Origin of the sequence: Halogranum gelatinilyticum, from assembly GCF_900103715.1 — an archaeon.
In the GTDB taxonomy this organism is placed as follows: domain Archaea; phylum Halobacteriota; class Halobacteria; order Halobacteriales; family Haloferacaceae; genus Halogranum; species Halogranum gelatinilyticum.
Genome location: NZ_FNHL01000003.1, coordinates 205,492 through 226,485 on the forward strand (window position 1 = coordinate 205,492; position 20,994 = coordinate 226,485).

Genomic DNA, 20,994 nt, shown 5'->3' on the forward strand with positions numbered 1-20,994 from the left:
CCTTCTGTAGGCTGCACCAGGTTCCACGGAGTTTATCCCTCGCGGTGCATAGCCGGGCACATGAACCTGCTCGCCGTCGTCGCGGCCCTCGCCGTCGCCGTGACCGCACTGCCCTACGTGGGGTACGTCGCCCTCTACGCCCTCCTGCGTCCCGCTGGGTCGCCCGCGCGGAAGCGTGACTGCGAGCCGAACGTGAGCGTCGTCATCCCGACGTACAACGAAGCGACGATCATCGAACGCAAACTCGACGACATCTGCTCGCTTGACTATCCCGCCTCGAAGCTGGAGATCGTCCTCGCGGACGCCAGCGACGACGGCACCGCCGACGTCGCCCGCGACTATCTGGCCGGCCGCGACGGTCCCAGCCTCACCGTCCTCCACGACGACGAACGCCGCGGTGTCGCACCCGCGCTCAACGAGGCCTTCCAGGAAGCAACCGGCGAGATCATCTTCCGCACCGACGCGGACTCCGCGCTCGCTCCCGACGTGCTTCGGGAGGCGGTCGCCAACCTCGGCGACGCCGACATCGGTGCCGTCACCGGCCAACAGACCGAGGTGCTCGGCGACAGCGAGGTCGAAGCTGATTACCGAAGCATCATCGCCAAGCTCCAGAGCCTCGAATCGCGGCTCGATTCGACGTTCATCTTCCACGGCCCCTGTTTCGCCTTCCGCCGCGAGGACTTCGTCCCCATCGACCCGAACTCGCTGGCCGACGACACCGAGGTCGCCCTCCGCATCCGCCGGACGGGCAAACGCGTCGTCATGGACCCCGCGCTCCAGTTCACCGAGTCCGGCGTCTCGGACTTCCGGAAGCGTCGCCAGCGCAAGGACCGCCGCGCGATGGGTCTTCTCAAGCTACTGTTCCAGCAACGCGACCTCCTCGGCCGCTACGGCTACTACGGCCGGGTCGTCATCCCGTTCAACTGGTGGTTCATGGTGCTCTCGCCGTGGCTGTTCCTGCTCGATATCCTGCTCGTCACGGCCGCGGCTGTCTCGCTCGTCGGTCTCGCTGGGCTCGCCTTCCCGCTCGCAGTCCTCGGGTTCGGCTACCTCGGCCAGCGAGACAACCTCGGCCCGCTCCAGCCGCTCTACGCGGTCGTCGACTCGCAGGTCTCGCTGCTCGTCGCGTCCGTCCGTCTGCTCCGCGGTGAGGGCAGCGGCGTCTGGGAGATCGACCGCGAGTCGCGGGAGGCCTTCGAGTGAGAGTCCTCCAGGTTACGACTCGCTACCCGCCGCACACGGGCGGCGTCGAGGCGCACGTCGCCGAACTCGCCGAGGGACTCGTCGACCGCGGCCACGAGGTGACGGTCCTCACCGCCGACGCCCGCACGGCCGACGCACCGCGTCGCCAACGACGCGAGGGCGTCCGGGTGGTCCGCCACCGCGGCGTCGCCCCCGGCGGCGCGTTCCACGTCGCGCCCGGCATCGTCCAGTCCGTCCGCGCCAGCGACGCCGACGTCGTCCACGCGCACAACTACCACTCGCTGCCGCTCTTCTTCGCCGCCGTCGGCGACGAGTCCGGGCCGAACGCCCCCTTCGTCGCCACGCCGCACTACCACGGCGGCAGCGCGTCCGGGTTCCGCGACCGACTGCTCTCGCTCTACCGGCCGCTCGGCGGCTGGGCGCTCCGGGAGGCAGATTCGGTCATCGCGGTCAGCGACTGGGAACGCGGCGAACTGGAGCGGGACTTCGGCGTCGACGCCCGCGTGATTCCGAACGGACTCGACGTCGCGCGGTTTTCCGAGGCAGCGGCGGCCGAGCGCGACCGGCCCTACCTCCTCTCTGTCGGTCGGCTGGAGGAGTACAAGGGCGTCCAGCACGCGATTCGCGCCCTCGCCGACCTCCCCGACTACGACCTCGTCGTCGCCGGGAGCGGCGACTACGGCGAGGAACTGCGGCGCGTCGCCCGCGAGGCCGGCGTGGAAGAGCGCGTCGACTTCCTCGGCTACGTCGCCGACGAGGAGCTGCCGGGGCTGTACGCCGGTGCGGCGGCCTTCGTGACGCTCTCGGGGTTCGAGGCCTACGGGATGACCGTCGCGGAAGCACTCGCAGCGGGGACGCCCTGCGTCGTCCGCGAGGCTGGCGCGCTCGTCGACTGGACGCGGCGCGAGGACGTCGTCGGCGTCGCCGAGACCGATGGAGGACACGTCGCCGACGCGGTCAGACGAGCCGTCGCGCTCGACGCGCCGAGCGAGCCGCTGCCGACGTGGGACGGCGTCGTCAGCGAGGTCGAATCGGTGTACGAATCGCTTGTCTGAGGGTTACGTCTCCCGCGGTTCCAGCATCGGCAGCGTGTGCCGCAGCGTCTCGCGGAAATGTCGGCTGAGACCGAGCAGTGCGAGGAAGTAGACGGCCGCGCCGATGCCGACGACGACGACCAGCCACACCCAGTTCGTGATGCTCACGACGTAGCGGGTGAGTGCCTCGACGACGACGAACATCAGTGCCCCGGCGAGCACCTGCTCGGCCATCGGCCGCGTGAGGACGACCCCGCCGTACTCGCGGTGGGCGACGTACTGGTAGACGACGACCCGGGTCCCCTCGGCGAGGACGGTGCTCAGGATGACGCCGAGTAGCCCGACCGTGTAGCCGAGACCGACCGCCAGCGGTAGATGGACCAGGAGGATGCCGACGTTGACGCGGAAGATGATGCCCGGCCGGTCGGTCCCCTCGATGACGGCCTCGAACGGCAGTCGGTAGACGTTGAACACCTGAAAGAGCGCGAGTCCGGCGACGGCGAGGACGGGCGCGCCGGTGAACGTCTCGCCGAAGATGGCGAGCAGCGCGCCCGGAATCGCCAGCGCGCCGAAGAACAGCGGGATAGCGATGAGACCGGTGTAGGACAGCGTGTTCTCCAAGTCGGCACGGACCTCGCCGCCCTGCGAGTCGACGCCGCTGGACTTCACGGAGAGCGCGTCGCGGATACTCCCAGCGAACATCGCGGCCGGCATCGCGAGCTGTTGGGCGACGGTGTAGACACCCACTGCGCCCGCGCCGACGAACGCCCGGATGATGAGCACGTCCGCGCTGGCGTAGAGATTGGTGAGAAGGGAGTTCGGGACGCTCCAGCGGGCGAAGTCGTAGACGTGCCGCGCCGTTTCGACCGTCGGGATGGCGGGGCGGACCCGCGCGGCAACTGCGGAGATGACGCCGGTGATGGCGGTCGCGACGGCGAGACCGGCGACGAGACCGAACGACTCCAGCCCCCACCAGATGCCGACGAGCTGGAGGACGAACGTGAGCACGCTCCTGATGGAGTCCATCCACGACGAGAGCGCGGGGTAGCCGATGCCCGAGTAGAGCCGGTTGGTCACGTTGAAGAAGCCGAGCGTGACGACGATGGCGACGACGCCGTAGGCCAACTGGACGGAGCCGAAGTAGCCGACCAGCCACGGCTGGAAGGCGACGAACGCGAGCAGGACGAGCAGCGAGAACGCGCCGTGGACGAGGAGCCCGGCACCGAGGAACCCCGGCGGGTCGATGTCGACCTCACTGACGCGTTTCTTGACGGCGGTCGCGACGCCCGCCGGAATCTGCGTGAGGACGAACGCCGCGGCCATGACGGTCTTGTACTCGCCGAGTCCGGTGTCGCCGAGCAGGTTCGCGAAGATGAGGATGCCGCCGAAGCCGATCCCGGCCATGAGTGCCTTCGAGCCGACGGCGAGGAGGGCCTCCCGGCCGATGGACAGCGACGGAGTCTCTTTCATTCGAGATAGCCGAGGTCCGCCAGTCGCTCTTGGACTGCCTCGTCGCGGTTCTCGCTTCCGAGGTCGTCTTCGCGGGTCAGTGCCGCGGGGACGTCGTCGGCATCGAGATACGAGAGCTCACCCGGCGAGGCAAGCGTCTCCTCGCGGACGGCACCGTCGAACTCCGGCGACAGCGGGTCGCCGAGGGCGGCCATCACCGTCGGCAACACGTCGACGATGTTCATCCCCTCAACGGTCGCGCCGCCCGACTCGAACAGCGGGCCGCGGGCGGCGAACAGGCCGCGGTAGCGGTGCTCGTAGTTGCTCGTCGGACTCGTCACGCCGCCCGTCGGCGACCAGAGCGTCGTCGGAAACAGATGCTGGGCGGGGCGGGCGATGACGTCCGGCGCGTTCGGGCCGGGGTCCGCGTAGGCCTCTTCGGGCAGGACGACGTCGCGGAAGACCGGCTCGCCGTCATCGGTCGTCAGCGACCGGAGACCGTCGCGAACCTCCCGGCGGAGCGCGTCGGGGTCGTCGACCTGCGGATGGTCGAACCGGGCGTCGTTGACGTAGATACAGCCGTACCGGACCTGCCACGCCTGCGAGTTCGGATAGTCGATCTGCGGGCTGGCGGCCGACTCCAGTTTCGAGCCGACCTCGGTGCCCATGATGAGGTTGTGGACCTTGCGGATGACCGAGTAGAGCCGGTCGGAGCGTTTGGCGACGGCCTTCGCGGCGTCGACGGCGACGTCGGCCGCGCCGGTGGCGGACGCTTCCTCGACGAAGTAGCCCTCGTCGGCCAGCCACTCGGCGAGATGGATGTTGGTGTGTTTGTACTCGAAACCGTGGTCACTCATCAGGACGACGTTGTCGGCCTGCTCGGCCAACTGGGCGGTTTTCTCGTCGACGAGTTCGACGAGCTGCGTGTAGAACTGCTCGCGTTTCGCGTCCGAGGAGAGATTCGAGAGGATGTGACCCGCCCAGTCGGGCGTCGAGAAGAGGACGAAGCCGACGCGGGGGTCGTAGGTCTCGAACGCCTCCTTCGCGAACCGGTAGCGGTTCGTCGAGATTTCGAGGACGTGGTCGAGATACTTCTCGGGGCGCATCTTCAGGCTGCGGTCGTGGTCGAGGATGTAGTCGTCGTAGGCGTCGAGGTCCTTCAGATGGTCGGGGACGGCGTCGGCTTTGTCCTTCGCGAGCATCGCCGCGACGAGGTGGGCGTTGTCGGCGGCGGGGACGCGGCCGACGGAGGCGGGGAGGTTGACGAAGACGGAGTCGTCGAAGAGGTCGTAAGCGGCGGCGTCGGTCGTGTTCGGCTCGCTCGGGCCGACTTCGTAGTCGGGACCCTGTCGGAGCATATTCGAGACGCCGTGGCTGCCGGGGTCCTTGCCGGTGGCGAAGGAGGTCCACGCCGGAATCGTCGTCGGCGTGTCGACGCTCATGAGGTGGCCGGAGACACCCTCCTCACGGGTCTCGTTGAGGTACGGGAGGTCGATGTCGAACCGCTCGAGCATGTTGTACGAGAGGCCATCGAGCCCGACGATGAGCAGTTCCATTACTGCGGGATACTGGAGCGGCCGTTATGTGGTTTGTGGGTCGGCTTCAGCAGTCGAACTCAGAGATACCCGAGGTCCTGCAGCCGGTCCTGCGTCGCCTCGTCGACGTCCGGCCCGTCGCCAGCGGCCTCGCCCGCTTCGGCGCGCTCTTTGTACGCGGAGATCTCCTCCTCGAAGAACTCGCTGTCGAAGGCGGCGTAGGGGATGCCCTCCTCGACGCGCTGTTGCCAACACGGTCGGTCGTGGTCGAGTTCGTAGAGCGAACTCCCACCGAGCGAGTCCCACTCGGCCTTCTCCTCGTCCTCGTAGACGCAGCGGAGCATCCGGTTCCAGTACTCCGGGTCCTCTGGAGGATTCGCGATACTGCTGCCGATCAACTCGGCGGGAATCCGCTCGTCGAAGACGTCCGGCGTCTCCTCGTGGGCGAGACCGACGAGCAGTTCGCCGAGTCGGAGATGCGAGAAGTACTCGTCCTCCTCGGCGTCGTAGTCACAGTCTTCGGGCGGGTTGACGACGTAGAGCGGGACGTGCTGGAGTCCTTCTGACAGGCTGGAGTCGTGGCCGAACAGGTAGTCCTCGGCCTCGTAGCCGAGATTCTCGCCGTGGTCCGCCGTAATCACGAACGTCGTCTCTTCGTCGGCGGCGGCCTGCACGTCGTCGATGAACTCGACAACCTTGCGGTCGAGGTAGTCGATGGCCGCGCTGTACAGCCCGCGGTGGGTCTGTACGTCGGCCATGTTGCGCTCCAGGCCTTCCTCGCCGTCGAAGTTCAGCTCCCACTTGTCGAAGTCACCGGAGGACCAGGTGTACGAGGCGCTGTGCAGCGAGCGGTCGTAGCCCCAGACGTGCCGCAGCGGCGCGTGGGCGTCCATGAAGTTCGTGAACAGGAACAGGGGTTCGGGGCTGGCGGAGACGGTCTTGACCCCCTCGCGGGCGATGATGCTCGCCCCCTCGTCGAGGAGTTTCGGGACGGGGAGCTTGGCGAGCAGTTTGTCGAGTTCGACGGCCGCACCGTTGGCGAGACTCTTCAGCGGGTGGTCGTGCTCCAAGCAGGCCTTCGCGAACGAGACGAACTTCTTCGGCCCTTCGCCCTTATGTTCGTAGCCGAAGCGGCCGACGTGGATGCCCTCGGGGAACCGGCTGTCGGGCGAGACGTCGCAGAAGTCGTCGAACATCCGGTCGAAGCCGAATCCAGAAGAGGCGTAGACGTTCGCGGAGACGCCCGTCGTGTAGTGGTCAGGGAGGTCCGCGAGGAAGGTGTCCTCCTTGGCGATGCCGGAGAAGTCGCGGTTGTGGTCGTGGACGCCGTGGACGGACGGCAGTTCGCCGGTCATCATGCTCGCGTGGCTCGGGATGGACCACGAGCTGGCGGCGCGACACTGTTCGAAGGAGACCTCGGCACGCTCCTGGATGCGGGGGGCGTACTCGTCGAAGAAGTCCTTGCGGACCGTGTCGAGGCAGATGAGGACGACGTTTCGCATTAGTCTGAGCGTCGGCTAGTGGATGTATAAATCACGTGGACCCTGTTCTGTGAAAGAGAGATTGTTGGGCTTCGGATCGTTGCTGACGGCATCTCGAAAGCCCACGTGCTCTCGACTCCCGCGCCTCGCAGTGCTCCTCGTTCCTTCCAGTCACTGCGGTGCTTACTTCGGCGGAGCTCGTCGAGAGTACGTCCTCTTTCTGTCCCACCCGACAGCAGCCACAGCCTCCCCAACCGATTCGCTCACTCGCGGTGCTCGTTCGCTCATCCCTCGCGTGAGAGTACGCGCCGACGAGACGGCGCGAAGCCACGCGCCACGTGGTGTGTGTCGTCGTCGCGCTCGAACCACCTCCCCGAAACCCACGATACTTAAACGAGACGAGCGACCACAGGGAGCACGTGAACAAGGTCGTCCTCGTCACCGGCTGTGACTCCGGCATCGGCTACGCGACAGCCGAGCGGTTCGCCCGCGCCGGGTGGACCGTCTACGCCACCGGTCTCGACGAGGACGCGCTCGCGCCCCTGACCGACCTCGGCTGCAAGACCCGCGAACTCGACGTGCGCTGGCCCGGACAGGCCGAACGCGTCGTCGCCGAGATTCTGACCGAGGCGGGCCACATCGACGTGCTGGTCAACAACGCCGGAATCGGCGTGACAGGCGCGCTGGAGGACGTCCCGCCGTCGAGCGTCGGCGCGGGCTTCGCCGTCAACGCCACCGGCGTCCACCGCGTGACTCGGGCCGTGTTGCCCGCGATGCGCGAACGCGGCCGGGGGCGAATCGTCACCGTCTCCAGCGTGACCGCGCGGTGGCCGCTGCCGGGCATGGGCGGCTACACCGCCTCGAAACACGCGGTCGACGGGCTGATGGACGTGCTCCGCGTCGAGACGCGGCCGCACGACGTCGACGTCGTCCTCGTCGAACCCGGCGTGACCCGGACGGGGTTCATGGAAACGGCGATGACAACCGTCGCAGGTCGCCGAGAGACGACGCAGGGCTACGACGACCTCTACCGGATGCTCGCCTTCTGGCTGCCGCTGCTCGCGCGGACGGGCAGCGGCCCCGACGACGTCGCCGACGCGGTGCTGACGGCGGCGACGGCCGAGAACCCCAAGCGACGCTATCCGGTGGGATGGCAGGGACGCGTGTTCTCGGCGGCGAGCCATCTTCCCGCGAGCGTCCGCGACCGGCTCTGGTCGGTCGCGGGATTCGTCGCGCGGCTCGCTGACAGATAAGGAGCGAGAAAGCGGGGTCTGGCCGACTACTCCATGTAGCCGAGATCCTTCAGATGCTGGACCGGCGTGTCCGAACTGGCTGCCCGCTCGTCGGCCGCGACCGCCTCGTCAAGCTGGCCCGCCAGCCACTCGCGGACGTCGTACACCGAGTCGGGGAGCGGGCCGTCGACCCCCTCCGCCGAGACGAACGCCTCGAAGCTGTGGGTGCCCGGCTCCTCGTCGTCGAGCCAGCCGACCTGCATCCCGTGGTCCGAGAGGACGACGAGCCGGTCGACCCGCTCGCGGAGATAGCCCACCTGCTCGTCGATCCACTCGTAGGTCTCGCGGTACCGCGCCTCGCGCTCGGCGTAGGTGTGGCCCATGATGTCGACGACGTGCGAGTGGACGCCCGCGATGGGAACGTCCCACTCGCTGGCGACGGCGAGCCAGCCCAACTCCTCGCCCGCGAAGCCGGTGAGTTCGCGTTCGAGCCGCTCTTCGGTGATGTCGCCGCTGCTCGCGAGTGCCATCAGTCGCCACGCCTCGCGGACGTGGTCGGCGGGCGTGATTCCCGGCCAGTAGCGGACGACGCCGTCCTCGAAGACGTGGCTGGCGTCCGTCTGGGCCATCGACCGCTCTTCGCCGGCGCGTTGGAAGGGCTTGCCGAGCGTCGAGCGCACCTCGCGCGGGAGATACTGCGTCACCTTGCTCGCGGCGCGGAGGGCGGGGTTCTCCCACTCGTTTGCGTCGCCGACGACGCCGTGTTCGTCGGGCGCGAGACCGGTGGCGACGGTCGGCCACACCTCCATCGTCCGCGGGAACTCGAGGCTGTGGGCGTAGGTCTCCAGTTTCGCGTGGTCGTCGAGCAGCAGGTTCTCACAGTCCCACTCGCGAGCCAACCGCACGTCGACGGCGTCGAGCGCGAGGACTGCGACGGTGTCGGTCATTGCCTCCGAGTCGCCGCGCCGGGGAGTTATATCGTTCGCTCGGCGGGCTGGGGGCCCCACAGCCGAGACAGCCCCGTCGGCACGACGGTCGGAACTGTGTCACAATCACAATCTACAACTGTCTGCCATCGATTCTCATTCGTAATGCCCTCTAAACGGACCTATCGCATCGTCTTCCTCGCCCTCCTCGTCGTCTCCTCGGGGTTCCTCCTGAACGGATATCTGACCTCGACCGCGCGCGGCGGCGAGGCGGAACTCGCCCAGCAGGCATCGTTGCCCGCAGGCGAGCGCGACGCCGTCGCCGCCGAGCGCGACGGGATGACCGTCATCACCACGTCGTCGCGGCCGGGTAGTCAGGCCGAACTCGTCGCGTTCAACCCCAACGGGACGGTCGCGTACTACAACAGTTCGTTCCGCAAGTTCTTCGACGTCGACCCCGTTGTCGGCACCGACCGGACCGTCGAGTACGTCGCCACGAAGAACCTCCCGAAGGCGAAATGTCCCGTCGAAGCCGCCCGCGAGGAGTGTATCCTGAACAGCGTCGTCCGGGTCAACGTCTCGACGGGGACCGAGGAGGTCGTCTACAGCCACGTGACTCACAAGGACTGGCACGACGTCGACCGTCTCGGCCCGCACCGCCTGCTCGTCGCCGACATTGCCGAGGACCAGGTCTTCGTCGTCAACACCACGAGCGGGATGCAGGAACTCGCCTGGGACGCCCAAGAGGACTTCCCGATCAAAGGTGGCGGCTTCTATCCGAGCGACTGGACGCACATGAACGACGTCGAGCACCTCGACGACGGCCGCATCATGGTCGGGCTGCGGAACCAAGACCAGGTCGTCTTCCTCCACCCCGAACAGGGGATGCAGGAGGAATGGACGCTCGGGAGCGAGAACAACCACGACGTGCTCTACGAGCAGCACAACCCAGACTTCATCCCGGCCGACCAGGGCGGTCCCGCAGTCCTCGTCGCCGACTCGGAGAACGGCCGCGTCATCGAATACCAGCGGACCGACGAGGGGACGTGGGAGGCCTCGTGGGCCTGGGCCGACAGCGAACTCCAGTGGCCGCGTGACGCCGACCGGATGCCCAACGGCCACACGCTCATCACCGACTCCAACGGCAACCGCGTCCTCGAAATTAATCAGGCGGGCGACGTGGTCTGGAGCGTCTCCGTCGACACGCCGTACGAGGCCGAACGGCTGAACACGCCGGACGAGAGCGGGGGTGGCGAGACCGCCCAGGAGCTTGGTCTCGAACCGCGCGGTGACACGGGAGCCGTCGAGTCGACCGGCGAGGAGGAGCAACGCCACACCAACCCCTCCCGACAGCTGTGGAACCTCATCCAGGGGCTCGTCCCGAGTCTCATCGTCAACGGCGTCGTCTTCATCATGCCCGCGTGGGTCGGCTTCCGCGACGTGCTGACTGTCGTCGGCATGGGCGGCATCGCCTTCGTCTGGGCCGTCGCCGAGTTCCGGTGGTCGGCGTGGGAAGTGCAGTCGCCGCTCCGCCGTCGGTAAGAGCGGCAAGAGAGCGAAGAGAAAGAAGAGAGAGCAGACTTTTGTCCTCGGGTCGTGCGTCCTACACTAATGAGAGGGTCCCGATGAGTCTGACAGAGACGGTCTCCTACGTCGTCGACGGCCTTCGCGAGAGCTACGACGACCCCTACTGGTGGCGCGAGCGGGTCTTCGAGTTCCTGGTCGGTCCCTTCCACACGAACGTCTATCCCGGCCGCGGCGGGTCGGTTCGCGTGATGGACGAGGACTGGGACACGCTCGTCGTCCTCGACGCCTGTCGCGAGGACCTGTTCACCGAGCGCGCGAGCGTCACCGACTACGACGACTACCGAACCGTCACGAGCAGGGGGAGCACGACCCGCGAGTGGGTCCGCCAGAACTTCGCGGGCGGCGACTTCGGCGACACGGTCTACGTCACCTCGAACCCCTACGTCTCACGGGAGGCGGGCGACGCCTTCCACGAGCTGATCGAGTGCTGGATGACCGACTTCGACGACGAGCGCAAGACTGTTCCGCCGGAGGCCGTCGTCGACGCCGCCAAGCGCGCCCACGAGGAGTATCCCGACAAGCGCGTCATCGTCCACTTCATGCAGCCGCACCATCCCTTCATCGGCGAGCGCGAGCTGACGTTCGCGGGGTGGCAGATCGAGGGCGAGAGTCACGGTAGTGAGAGCGAGGAGAGTAGCGACAGCGACGACAGCGAACCGACAGAACGCCAGCGTCCCTACACCCCGTGGGACGCCCTCTGGATGGGTCGCGTCTCGAAAGACGACCTCTGGGACGCCTACGGCGACAATCTGACGCTCGCGCTCGACGCCGTCGACGACCTCCTCGACGACATCGAGGGCCGCGTCGCCATCACGTCGGACCACGGCAATATGCTCGGCGAGCGTACCTTCCCGCTCCCGCTGCGGGTCTATGGCCATCCGAAAGGAATCAGAAACGAGGAACTGGTCGAGGTGCCGTGGGCCGTCAGAGACGTCGGCCCGCGCCGGACGATCCGTACCGGCGAGACGCGCTCCGTGACGGACTCGAACGAGGACGACCTCGAAGACCGACTGGCCGACCTCGGATACGTCTGACCATGAGCACGAACGACCCAAACGTCCTGCTCGTCGTCCTCGACAGCGTCCGCGCGAAGAACACCTCGCTGCACGGCCACGAGAACGAGACGACACCCTTCCTCGACAGTCTCAGTGAGTCGGCGACGCGGTACGACCAGGCCCGCTCGCCGGGGTCGTGGAGTCTGCCGAGTCACACGAGTATCTTCACCGGGCTGCACGTCGCCGAGCACCGCGTAACCGAACCGAAACACAAGCTCGCGGCCGGAAACACGGTCTTCGAGGAGTTGCAGACGACGGGCTACGAGACCGCCGTCTTCTCGGAGAACCCGTGGCTGACCATCATGGACGTCGGTCTCGACGCGGGCTTCGACGAGGTCTCCGGCGCGCAGAACGTCCTCTTCCCCGAAGCGGCGAACCCGACGGAGTTCACTGCCGCCGAGGGACAGGGCCAGTACGTCGAATACGTCAAGCGGTGTCTCGACGACGACCATCCGGTCAAGTCGCTGTTGAACGGCGTCGGCACGAAACTCGCGTGGGACTACCCCGACCTCGTCCCGGACTGGCTGATGGCGTCGGCTCCCGCCGAGGCCTACGTCGACCGGTTCGTCGACTGGCAGTCGAAGCGCGAGGGACCGTGGGCGGCCTGCATCAACCTCATGGACGGCCACGCGCCCTACGAGCCGAATCCCGAACACGACCTGTGGGGTGGGAAACGCCTCAAGAAGCTTCAGGCGGACCTGGAGAAGCACGTCTGGTCGTTCCACGGGGGCGACGTGCCGTGGTGGCAGTGCCGGGCGTTCGAGGCACTCTACGACGGCGCGATCCACCAGATGGACGCCCAACTGCGACGCATCGTCGACGTGCTCGACGAGCGCGGCGAGTTGGACGACACGCTCCTCGTCGTCACCTCGGACCACGGCGAGGGCTTCGGCGAGGTCTCGCGGCTGAAGGGCACGCGTCTCGTCGGCCACGTCGAAGGTATCGACGAGTCGCAGCTGCACGTCCCGCTCGTCGTCAAGCGGCCGGGGCAGGAGGAGGGTGAAGTCGTTACCGACCCGGCGTCGTTGACCAACTTCCCCGACGTCGTCCGCGCGGTGCGAGACGGCGACGACGAGCGAGCGCGGGAGGGCTTCACTGACGGACCGGTCGTCGCCTCGTCTCAGGGGCTGACCGAGCCGAACATGGAGCTGGCCGAACAGTTCTGCGAGCCGTCGGCACTGTGGCAGTTCCGCGGCGAGATGCGGGCGGTGTACGAAGCCGAGAGCGACAGCGACGTCGACGGCGCGGTGCTGAAACGCGCCGACTGGGACGAGGAGTCGGTCGACGTCCGCGTGGTCGACGCCCACGCGTCGTATCTGCGTGGGGAGGACGCGGACGGCCGGGTTGGCGACGTGTTCGGGGAGTTCTCGGACGCAGGCGTGCGCGAGGCGGGGACCGACGTCGACGACGTCGACGACGCGACGCGACAGCGGCTCAGGGACCTCGGGTACGCCGAATGAGAACCCGAGGAAGCGACCCGTTTATCACCCCGCCACAACACCCCACGAGTAATGCCGCGGTACAGCATCGCCGTCTGTAGCTACAACATGGCCGAGACGGTCACGCCCTCCCTGCGGAGTATGCTCGACCAGGTCGGCGACGACTTCGAGATGGTCGTCGTCGACGGCGGCTCTACCGATGGAACCGTCGAGAAGCTCCGCGACCTCGAAGCCGATGACGACCGCGTCCGGGTCGTCGCGCTCGACCCCGACCCCGACCGCCGACTCGGCGCGGACCGCCAACGCTCCATCGAGGAGTGCGAGGGCGAGTACGTCCTGACACAGCTCGACGTCGACGACGTCTACGAGCCGATCATCGAGGACTTCGTCGCCATCTACCACGACCTCGAAGCCGGCGTCGACGGCGACTTCCTGCTCTCGGGGACCGGCATCAACATGGCCCCGAAGTCGCTCTATCTGGAGATTCCGTACCGCAACCTCGCCAGTTCCGAGGACCGCGACCTCTGGCGACGACTCTTCGCGGCCGACGCGTCGCTCTGGCTCGACCACGCGCAGGTCCGCGAGCAGATCGGCTACGAGAAAACGCTGGAGGACCATCTCCGCCGGGACTGGACCGGCAAGGTCGCCGACGCTCAGGTCGGCATCGACTTCTGGTCGTGTCTGCGCTGGAGTGTCAGCCACCCGCGGTACTACATCCTGGAGGAGGAGCGCGGCCCGCTCGGCACGGCCGCGAAGAGCCTCTACGACCTCGTGACCTATCCGTTGGCGTACTACGCGGCGCGCGACCTGCCGCGGTTCGAGACGCCGCCGGGGCTGGACCGCCGTGGGACGGTCGAACGGCTCATCGCCGACCACCGAAAGCCGTTGGCCGAGTTAGAGACCGAATACGGCGTCGAGGTCGACCGCGACGCACTTTCCGAGCGCGGCCGTGAGCTGCTCTGTCGCGACGGATGAGCCGTCTCACGACGGGAGACACGGATGGTTTCGCCGAGGCGGCCATCAGGTGTAAATAGCCCAGAGACCAGTTGCGTACGGCAGTCTGGGCGGTGCGGGCGGCAGTGCCGTTTCACAAGGCTTATGCGCGTTTTTCGAGTCTTGCCGACCAATGAGTGAGCGTAGCGAGAGTGCCGACGACAGTGCCGTCCTCAGTACGGACGGCTCGCTCGTCGAGGTACTCAAACAGAAGTATCACGTCCCCGCGCTCGTCGCCGTGGTGGCGGCGATGCTGTACGTACGGCTCGTCCCGTACGACAGCTTCACCCGGAACGGCGAAGTGCTCTTCTCGGGGAACGACGCATGGTATCATCTCCGTGAAGTGAGTTACACGGTCCGCAACTGGCCGTCGACGATGCCGTTCGACCCCTGGACGTACTTCCCGTTCGGCACGTCGCAGGGCCAGTTCGGGACGCTGTACGACCAGCTCGTCGCGACGGTCGCCCTCCTCGTCGGTCTCGGCAGTCCGAGCCAGGACCTCGTCGCGCAGACGCTGCTCGTCGCCCCGGCCGTCTTCGGGGCACTGACCGCGATTCCCGTCTACTACATCGGCAAGCGTCTCGGCGGCCGCCTCGCCGGTCTCTTCGGCGCGGTCGTCCTGATGCTGCTGCCGGGGACGTTCCTCCAGCGCACGCTGGTCGGCGTCGCCGACCACAACGGCGTCGAGCCGCTGTTCCAGGCACTCGCGGTCCTCGCACTGCTCGTCGCGTTCGCGGTCGCCGAGCGCGAGAAACCCATCTGGGAACTCGTCGTCGACCGCGACACCGACGCCCTCCGAACCCCGCTCCTCTGGGCGGGCCTCGCAGGCGTCGCCACCGCCCTCTACATGTGGGTGTGGCCGCCGGGCGTCCTCCTCGTCGGTGTCGTCGGCGCGTTCGTCGTCCTGAAGCTGGTCTCCGACACCGTCAACGGCGGCAGTCCCGAACCCATCGCGTTCGCGGCCGCCGTCTCGATGACCGTCACGACGCTCTTGATGGCCGTCCAGATCGAGGTCTTCCGCTTCACCGCGACGCGCTTCTCGCTCCTCCAGCCGGGTGTCGCGTTCGCGATTGCCGTCGGCAGCGTCTTCCTCGCGTGGCTCGCCCGCCAGTGGGAGGCTCGCGACGTCGACCTCTCGCTGTATCCGGTCGCAGTCTTCGGTCTCATCGTCGTCGGTCTCGGTGCCGTCGCACTCGTCCTCCCCGACGTGTTCGGGACGGTTCGGGCGAACCTGCTGCGGACGGTGGGCTTCAACGCGGGTGCAGAGACCCGGACCATCGCCGAAGCGCGCCCCTTCCTCGACCCCACGCTCCTCCAGCAGCGTGGCGTCAGTCAGACCGGCCAGATCCTCTCCGAGTACGGGCTCGCGATGTTCACGGGCGTCGTCGCCGCGGGCTGGCTCGTCGTCGGGCCGCTGCTCGAAGACGGTGAGACGCGCGACTACGGCTACGTCGGCGGCGCGGTCGCCGTCATCGGTCTCATGTTCCTCGCGCCGAGCATCCTGAACGCCGTCGCCGCCCCGCTCGACAGCGCGCTCGGCATCCCGGTCACGGGACAGCTGCTCGGACTCGTCATCGTCACGGCACTCATCGTGGGTGCGACGCTCCTGACGCGCTACGACGCCGAACAGCTCTTCGTCATCGTCTGGGCGGCGTTCATCACGTCGGCCGCGTTCACGCAGATCCGTTTCAACTACTATCTCGCCGTCGTCGTCGCGGTGCTGAACGCCTACCTGTTCTACCGCGTCATGAGCCTCCCGTTCGTCGGGCTGCTCTCGGCGGACTCGGTCAGCGAGGCCGTCGACGACGTCCAGTTCTATCAGGTCGCGGCCGTCGCGGTCGTCCTGCTCGTCGTCCTCGGCCCGGCACTGACCTTCTCTGTCGGCGTCGGCGCGCAGGGCAGCCAGCAGTCCAGCGCGAACGCGCTGCAGATCGCGGATAACCACGGTCCCGGCTCGGTCACCCAGTGGAGTGGCTCGTTCGCCTGGATGCAGAACAACACGCCCACCGAGGGCGACTACGGCGGTGCAGGCAACGCAGGTGAGTTGGACTACTACGGCACCTACAGCGAGGGTGACGGTAACTACGACTACCCCGAGGGTGCCTACGGCGTGATGTCGTGGTGGGACTACGGCCACTGGATCACCGTCCAGGGCGAGCGTATCCCGACCGCCAACCCGTTCCAGCAGGGTGCGACCACCGCCGCAAACTACCTGCTCGCACCGAGTGAGGCGGAGGCGAACCAGGTGCTCGCGAACATGGACAGCCAGCAGGCTGGCGAGGGTAACCAGACCCGGTACGTCATGGTCGACTACCAGATGGCGACGCCCGGCCAGAAGTTCGGCGCGCCCATCGTCTTCTACGACGAGGGCAACATCTCCAGCGACGACTTCTACTACCCAATCTACCAGCAGGTCGGCGAGGGACAGTACCAGCCGATTACGCAGGTGAACAAGCAGCGCTACTACGACAGCATGATGGTTCGCCTGTACGAGACGCACGGCAGCGCGCTGGAGGCCCAGCCGGTCGTCGTCGACTACGAGGTCGAGACGCTGACCAACCCGAACACGGGCGAGGAAGTCACCTTCCGGACGGTCCCCTCGGGTAACCAGAGCGCGGTCCGGCAGTTCCAGAACATGAGTGCCGCTCGCGCCTTCGTCGAAGAGGAAGGCACCGCACAGGTCGGTGGTCTCCCCGGTCTGCCGTCCGAGCGCGTCCCGGCACTCGAACACTACCGCCTCGTGAAGGCCAGCGAGTCCGACGCGCCGCTGCAGGGCGGTCCCGCCTGGGTGAAGACGTTCGAGCGCGTCGACGGTGCGACGGTCGAAGGGACCGGTCCCGCCGACTCGACGGTCACCGCTCGCGTCCAGATGCGCATCCCGTCGCAGGAGCGCAACTTCACCTACACGCAGCAGGTCGAGACGGATGCAAACGGTGAGTTCACGATGACGGTGCCGTACTCCACGACGGGCTACGACCAGTTCGGCCCGGAGAACGGCCACACCAACGTCAGCGTGCGTGCGACCGGCCAGTACCAGTTCGTCTCCGGTCCGACGGCGAACGACAACGGAACGCCCGTCGTCTACACCGCCTCCGCGGACGTGACCGAGGGACAGGTCGTCGGTGAGGACGGCTCGGCCACGCAGGTCGAACTGCAGTCCGAACCGCTGTTCCAGCAGCCGGACGACTCGTCGAGCGGAGACGAGGCGAATAACGAAACGAGCCAGTCGCTGACCGCACCGACGCTCGTCACCGCAGACACGGCAACAGCCAACTGATGGCCACCGACCTCCGCTCGTGGCTGGTCGTCTACCTCAAGGGCCTCTGTATGGGCTCCGCGGACGCCGTCCCCGGCGTCTCGGGTGGGACCATCGCCCTCATCACGGGCATCTACGAGCGGCTCATCGGTGCCATCACCGCGGTCGACGTCGACCGGATTCTGACGATTCTCGGCGGCGTCCGTCCCGGCCGCCAGCGGGACGCCTACGACGCGTTCATGGAGATGGATGGGGTGTTCCTCCTCGTCCTCGGCGGCGGCATCGCGACGGCCATCATCACTGTCACGCGGCTGCTCGACTGGGCTATCGAGTCCATTCCCGTCCTCACGTTCGGGTTCTTCTTCGGGCTCATCCTCGCGTCGGCGGTCGTCCTCTACTCGGAGGTCAGCCTCGACACGCCCCGGCGGGCCGCCGCGGCCGTCCTCGGCTTCACCGTCGCCTTCCTCGTCTCGGGACCGGCGTCGGCGGCCATCGACAACGGTCTCGGCTTCGTCGTCGTCGCCGGCGCGATCGCCGTGAGCGCGATGATTCTCCCCGGTATCTCGGGGTCGCTGTTGCTCATCATCCTCGGACAGTACCAGTTCATGATCGGGACGCTCCGGGAGTTCACCGACGGATTACTCGCCGTCGCGCTCGGCCGCGCGCCGGTCTCATCGCTCGTCGGCGACGGCACCGTCGTCGTTGCGTTCTGTTCCGGCGCGCTCGTCGGGCTGTTCACCATCGCCCACGCGGTCAAGTTGGCGTTAGTCCACTACCGGGAGGCGACGCTGGCGTTTCTCGTCAGCCTCATCCTCGGCGCGCTCCGCGCACCGGTCGTGAACGCGACGCAGGAACTCAACGGCGGCGCGGGGACGGACCTCTCCGTGTGGACGGTGGAACTCCTGGCCGTCTTCCTCGCGACTGCCGTCGTCGGTGCGGCCGTCGTCCTCCTGGTGGACCACTACGGCGACATCGACCTCGACTGAAAAAACTCGGCTCGTTACTCGCGGGCGACGGCGATGTTGCGGACTGTCCCGCCACACTCGGGGCAGGAACCGACGTGCGTCTCGCTCGTCGTGCGATTGCCGCAGGCGTGACACTCGTAGTAGCCCCGCTCTGCCGTGTACGGGTCGAGGTCTGTGTTGTTCAGTACCATGTTAGTCGGTCGCAGGTTTTCGGGAATAAGCGTTCTCCTGAATCCTCTTGGGAGAATACTAGTACCTAATATCGACGTCTGCCTGTCTTTCGGCCAAAATCTAAACGTTCGTCCACCGAGCCACTACCGCGGGTCGGCTCAGCCGTCCAGCCGGGCGACGCAGACGAAGGTTTCGCGGCGCGTCTCGGCGCGAGTCACCCGGAAGCCGGCCTCGCCGAGCTGGGCGGTCACGTCGCCGAGATCGAAGCGTTCGGCGCGCGGTGGGCCGTCGGACCCCTCGCCGTCGGCCGACCAGTCGACCGTCACGAGACGGCCACCCGGCCGCAGGACGCGGGCGAGTTCGGCGAGTGCGTCGGGGCTCTGGTACTCGTGGTACGTCATCGTCGAGTAGGCGACGTCGAGGCTGTCGTCGGCGAAGGGGAGGTCTTCGACGTTCGCGGTGACCGTCTCGACCGTCTCCGGCAGTCCCTTCTCGCGGTAGAGGTCGTGCATCTCCGACTGGACGTCGACCGCGTAGCAGATGTCGACGTAGGGGGCGACGTCGTCGGTGTAGAAGCCCGTGCCGCTGCCGAGGTCGGCGACGGTGGCCGTCGCGTCGACGTCGAGCAGGGAGAGCAGTTCCTCGCGCGAACAGAAGCGATACCGGCTCTCGTCTTCGAGGTTGGCGGCGCGGTCGACGTCGAACGTGTGAAAGCCCATAGCTGACCTTCGGGAGCCGACGACAAAAGCGTCGATATTGTGACTGCGGTACACCAACGCCAACGAAACCGCCTTCAGCGTCGCGTGGCAAGCTCGGCCATGCAGCTCCGCCCCGCCCGCCCCGACGACGCCGAGACCATCGCCGAGGTCGCCCGCGACTCGTGGCACGCGGCCTACGGCGACTTCCTCTCGACGGTCACCATCGACGAGACAGTCGCCGAGTGGTACGCTCCCGACGCCCTCCGAGAACAGGTCGACCACGGGGCCTTCTGGGTCGCAGTCGACGAGGGCCGAATCGTCGGCTTCGCCCACGCCTTCGTCGGCGGCGACGGGACGCGGCCGACGCTCGGCAGGCTCTACGTCCGCGAGACCGAGTGGGGCAACGGCGTCGGGACGGCACTGTTGAACCGCGTCGTCGCGGCTCTCGACACCGACGACTCACACGAGTCCCTCTCGGTCATCGTCTTCGCGACGAATCCCGTCGGCCGGGCGTTCTACGAGTCTCACGGCTTCGACGTGGTCGGTCGACGGACGGAGACGTTCGACGGCAACGACCACGAGGAGTTGATCCTGCGCGCCCCGCTGGAGTCGTTTCCGGTGGGCCGCTGACCACACCCCCTCCGTCGCGGAATTGCACGGATATCCGCCGAGGAAGTCACGCTTAACTGCTTCGCGCACCCTCACCCGTCTATGAGTGATGTACGACTTCGCAAGCCGACCGAGCGGACCTGTGAGCGTTGTGGCAGACAAGAGCAGTGGTCGGCGGACAGTTGGCGGGTCGTCGAAGAGGACGGCGAACGCCTCGTCGGCAGCCTCTACTGTATCCACGAGTGGGATATCGACGGCTCGTTCCTCCCGTTCGAGGAGTCGGATGTACTGTCAGCTGACGCCTGAGTAGCGGTCTTCTCCCTGCCAGACGACGACGCGCGATGCCACGAGTGGTGGCACCGAGAGTGACGCTGCGGTGAGTAACGATACGACGAGTAACGATACGACGAGTAACGACACGACAAGTAACGACGCCGACCAGCCGTCATTGAAAAATCTGGATAGATATCTGGATAGCTATCCAGATATACAAGGCGGCCAGCCCACTCAGATCGAGTGGCAGCCACGGTCAGAGTGGAGGAAGAAGAGTCGCCGGGGTCAGCGGTCGGCGACCGCTTCGAGTACGGAGAGGGTTCCGTCCATGTAGCCCTCGTCGAGAACGGTGTCGGCCGCGGCACGGGCCTTCTCGTCGGCGTTGGCGACGGCGTAGGACTCGCCGGCGACCCCGAACGTCGAGACGTCGTTCTCGCTGTCGCCGACGGCGACGAAGTCCGCTGTGTCGAGTCCGAGGATGTCGGCGACCTCGACGAGGCCGACGCCCTTCTCGACGCCCGGCGACTTCACGTGGTAGGCGTAGCCGGTGTCGACGACCTCCATCTCGTACTCGTCGGCCACGGTTCGCAGGAGGTCCTCGTCCTGCGCCATGTCGACGGCGATTTCGGTCTCGCGCCAGCGGTTGACCGTGTCGGCCGCCCCCCAGCCGAGGCTGCCGCCGCGAGCGCGGAAGTCGTCGGCGACGGCCTGGGCGCGCTCGCGGTCGCCGGTGAACGAGACCCGCTCGTCGGCGAGGACGACGCCGCCGTTCTCGGCGATGACGGTCTGCGGAATGCCCATGAAGTGACAGAGTGCAACCGGATACGGAAACGCCTTGCCGGTGGCGAGGACGACGGGTGCGTCCCACGCGGGCAGGACGTCGAAGACCCGCGGGTCGATGGTTCCTCGTGGGGTCGTCAGCGTCCCGTCGATGTCGAGCGCGAGCGGCGGTGTCATACTCGCCAGTGGTGGCCGCGGAGGTAAGAAGGTAGCCGACCCGGCCCCGACGGAGACTGTCTCGGTGCAACAATGGGTGCTACATCGGTGCTACAAACGCTTTTTGCCCGTCAAGTCGAGTGTTACCACGC

The 20,994-nt window shown here is 67.1% G+C and carries 18 protein-coding genes; 11 read left to right on the top strand and 7 right to left on the bottom strand.

Annotated features, from left to right (window positions below; all coding sequences use genetic code 11):
• The first annotated feature begins 60 nt into the window (after nt 1–60).
• Both BLR57_RS12395 and BLR57_RS12400 read left to right on the top strand, forming a co-directional pair.
• Nucleotides 61–1,203 (top strand): glycosyltransferase, encoded by a 1,143-nt coding sequence (locus BLR57_RS12395; protein ID WP_089697940.1) that lies wholly within the window; start codon nt 61–63, stop codon nt 1,201–1,203.
• Complete coding sequence (locus tag BLR57_RS12400; RefSeq protein WP_089697942.1) at nt 1,200–2,258, top strand: glycosyltransferase family 4 protein; 1,059 nt, start codon at nt 1,200–1,202, stop codon at nt 2,256–2,258. Before BLR57_RS12395 ends, BLR57_RS12400 begins: the two co-directional genes overlap by 4 nt.
• Before the next feature lie 3 nt (nt 2,259–2,261).
• Here the strand turns inward: BLR57_RS12400 and BLR57_RS12405 are convergent, their stop codons facing one another.
• Genes BLR57_RS12405 through BLR57_RS12415 form a run of 3 tightly spaced genes read right to left on the bottom strand, consistent with a single transcriptional unit; the run spans nt 2,262 to nt 6,723 of the window.
• A complete protein-coding gene (locus BLR57_RS12405; RefSeq protein ID WP_089697944.1) occupies nt 2,262–3,707 on the bottom strand; it encodes a lipopolysaccharide biosynthesis protein in 1,446 nt (481 codons plus the stop codon).
• Entirely contained in the window at nt 3,704–5,242 is a 1,539-nt protein-coding gene (locus tag BLR57_RS12410; RefSeq protein WP_089697945.1) for an alkaline phosphatase family protein, read from the bottom strand. Before BLR57_RS12410 ends, BLR57_RS12405 begins: the two co-directional genes overlap by 4 nt.
• A 59-nt stretch (nt 5,243–5,301) precedes the next feature.
• The gene (locus BLR57_RS12415) at nt 5,302–6,723 is read right to left on the bottom strand and encodes a sulfatase-like hydrolase/transferase (RefSeq protein WP_089697947.1); all 1,422 of its coding nucleotides are present in this window, start codon (nt 6,721–6,723) and stop codon (nt 5,302–5,304) included.
• Nucleotides 6,724–7,121: 398 nt separating this feature from the next.
• On the opposite strand from BLR57_RS12415, the gene BLR57_RS12420 reads away from it, so the two are divergent.
• The gene (locus tag BLR57_RS12420; RefSeq protein WP_170830633.1) at nt 7,122–7,955 is read left to right on the top strand and encodes an SDR family oxidoreductase; all 834 of its coding nucleotides are present in this window, start codon (nt 7,122–7,124) and stop codon (nt 7,953–7,955) included.
• 26 nt (nt 7,956–7,981) lie between these two features.
• On the opposite strand, the gene BLR57_RS12425 is transcribed toward BLR57_RS12420, so the two are convergent.
• Nucleotides 7,982–8,881 carry an alkaline phosphatase family protein gene (locus BLR57_RS12425; protein WP_089697950.1) on the bottom strand — a complete coding sequence of 300 codons (900 nt, stop codon included), beginning with the start codon at nt 8,879–8,881 and terminating at the stop codon, nt 7,982–7,984.
• A 144-nt stretch (nt 8,882–9,025) separates the two neighbouring features.
• Between BLR57_RS12425 and BLR57_RS12430 the strand changes: the two genes are divergently transcribed.
• The 6 genes from BLR57_RS12430 to BLR57_RS12455 all read left to right on the top strand — a co-directional run bounded on the left by BLR57_RS12430 (nt 9,026) and on the right by BLR57_RS12455 (nt 18,176).
• Nucleotides 9,026–10,402 carry an arylsulfotransferase family protein gene (locus BLR57_RS12430; RefSeq protein WP_089697952.1) on the top strand — a complete coding sequence of 459 codons (1,377 nt, stop codon included), beginning with the start codon at nt 9,026–9,028 and terminating at the stop codon, nt 10,400–10,402.
• A gap of 83 nt (nt 10,403–10,485) precedes the next feature.
• Nucleotides 10,486–11,481, top strand: a complete 996-nt coding sequence (locus BLR57_RS12435; protein WP_089697954.1) for a hypothetical protein — start codon at nt 10,486–10,488, stop codon at nt 11,479–11,481.
• A 2-nt stretch (nt 11,482–11,483) separates the two neighbouring features.
• A complete protein-coding gene (locus BLR57_RS12440; protein WP_089697956.1) occupies nt 11,484–12,962 on the top strand; it encodes a sulfatase in 1,479 nt (492 codons plus the stop codon).
• Nucleotides 12,963–13,013: 51 nt separating this feature from the next.
• Complete coding sequence (locus tag BLR57_RS12445; RefSeq protein WP_089697958.1) at nt 13,014–13,916, top strand: glycosyltransferase family 2 protein; 903 nt, start codon at nt 13,014–13,016, stop codon at nt 13,914–13,916.
• 151 nt (nt 13,917–14,067) lie between these two features.
• The gene (locus tag BLR57_RS12450; protein ID WP_089697960.1) at nt 14,068–17,211 is read left to right on the top strand and encodes an oligosaccharyl transferase, archaeosortase A system-associated; all 3,144 of its coding nucleotides are present in this window, start codon (nt 14,068–14,070) and stop codon (nt 17,209–17,211) included.
• Nucleotides 17,211–18,176 (top strand): DUF368 domain-containing protein, encoded by a 966-nt coding sequence (locus BLR57_RS12455; RefSeq protein WP_244510012.1) that lies wholly within the window; start codon nt 17,211–17,213, stop codon nt 18,174–18,176. The genes BLR57_RS12450 and BLR57_RS12455 overlap by 1 nt, the downstream gene beginning before the upstream one ends.
• Nucleotides 18,177–18,190: 14 nt before the next feature.
• On the opposite strand, the gene BLR57_RS18980 is transcribed toward BLR57_RS12455, so the two are convergent.
• Together BLR57_RS18980 and BLR57_RS12460 are read right to left on the bottom strand one after the other, a co-directional pair.
• Nucleotides 18,191–18,346 (bottom strand): rubrerythrin-like domain-containing protein, encoded by a 156-nt coding sequence (locus BLR57_RS18980; protein WP_139173345.1) that lies wholly within the window; start codon nt 18,344–18,346, stop codon nt 18,191–18,193.
• A gap of 138 nt (nt 18,347–18,484) precedes the next feature.
• On the bottom strand, nt 18,485–19,045 hold the full coding sequence (locus BLR57_RS12460) for a class I SAM-dependent methyltransferase (protein ID WP_089697962.1): 561 nt from the start codon (nt 19,043–19,045) through the stop codon (nt 18,485–18,487).
• Nucleotides 19,046–19,144: 99 nt separating this feature from the next.
• Here BLR57_RS12460 and BLR57_RS12465 point away from each other — a divergent pair, with 99 nt between their 5' ends.
• Nucleotides 19,145–19,654, top strand: a complete 510-nt coding sequence (locus tag BLR57_RS12465; RefSeq protein ID WP_089697964.1) for a GNAT family N-acetyltransferase — start codon at nt 19,145–19,147, stop codon at nt 19,652–19,654.
• 81 nt (nt 19,655–19,735) lie between these two features.
• A complete protein-coding gene (locus BLR57_RS12470) occupies nt 19,736–19,939 on the top strand; it encodes an HEWD family protein (RefSeq protein ID WP_089697966.1) in 204 nt (67 codons plus the stop codon).
• A gap of 252 nt (nt 19,940–20,191) precedes the next feature.
• On the opposite strand, the gene BLR57_RS12475 is transcribed toward BLR57_RS12470, so the two are convergent.
• Nucleotides 20,192–20,863 (bottom strand): phosphoglycolate phosphatase, encoded by a 672-nt coding sequence (locus BLR57_RS12475; protein WP_089697968.1) that lies wholly within the window; start codon nt 20,861–20,863, stop codon nt 20,192–20,194.
• Nucleotides 20,864–20,994: the final 131 nt, after the last annotated feature.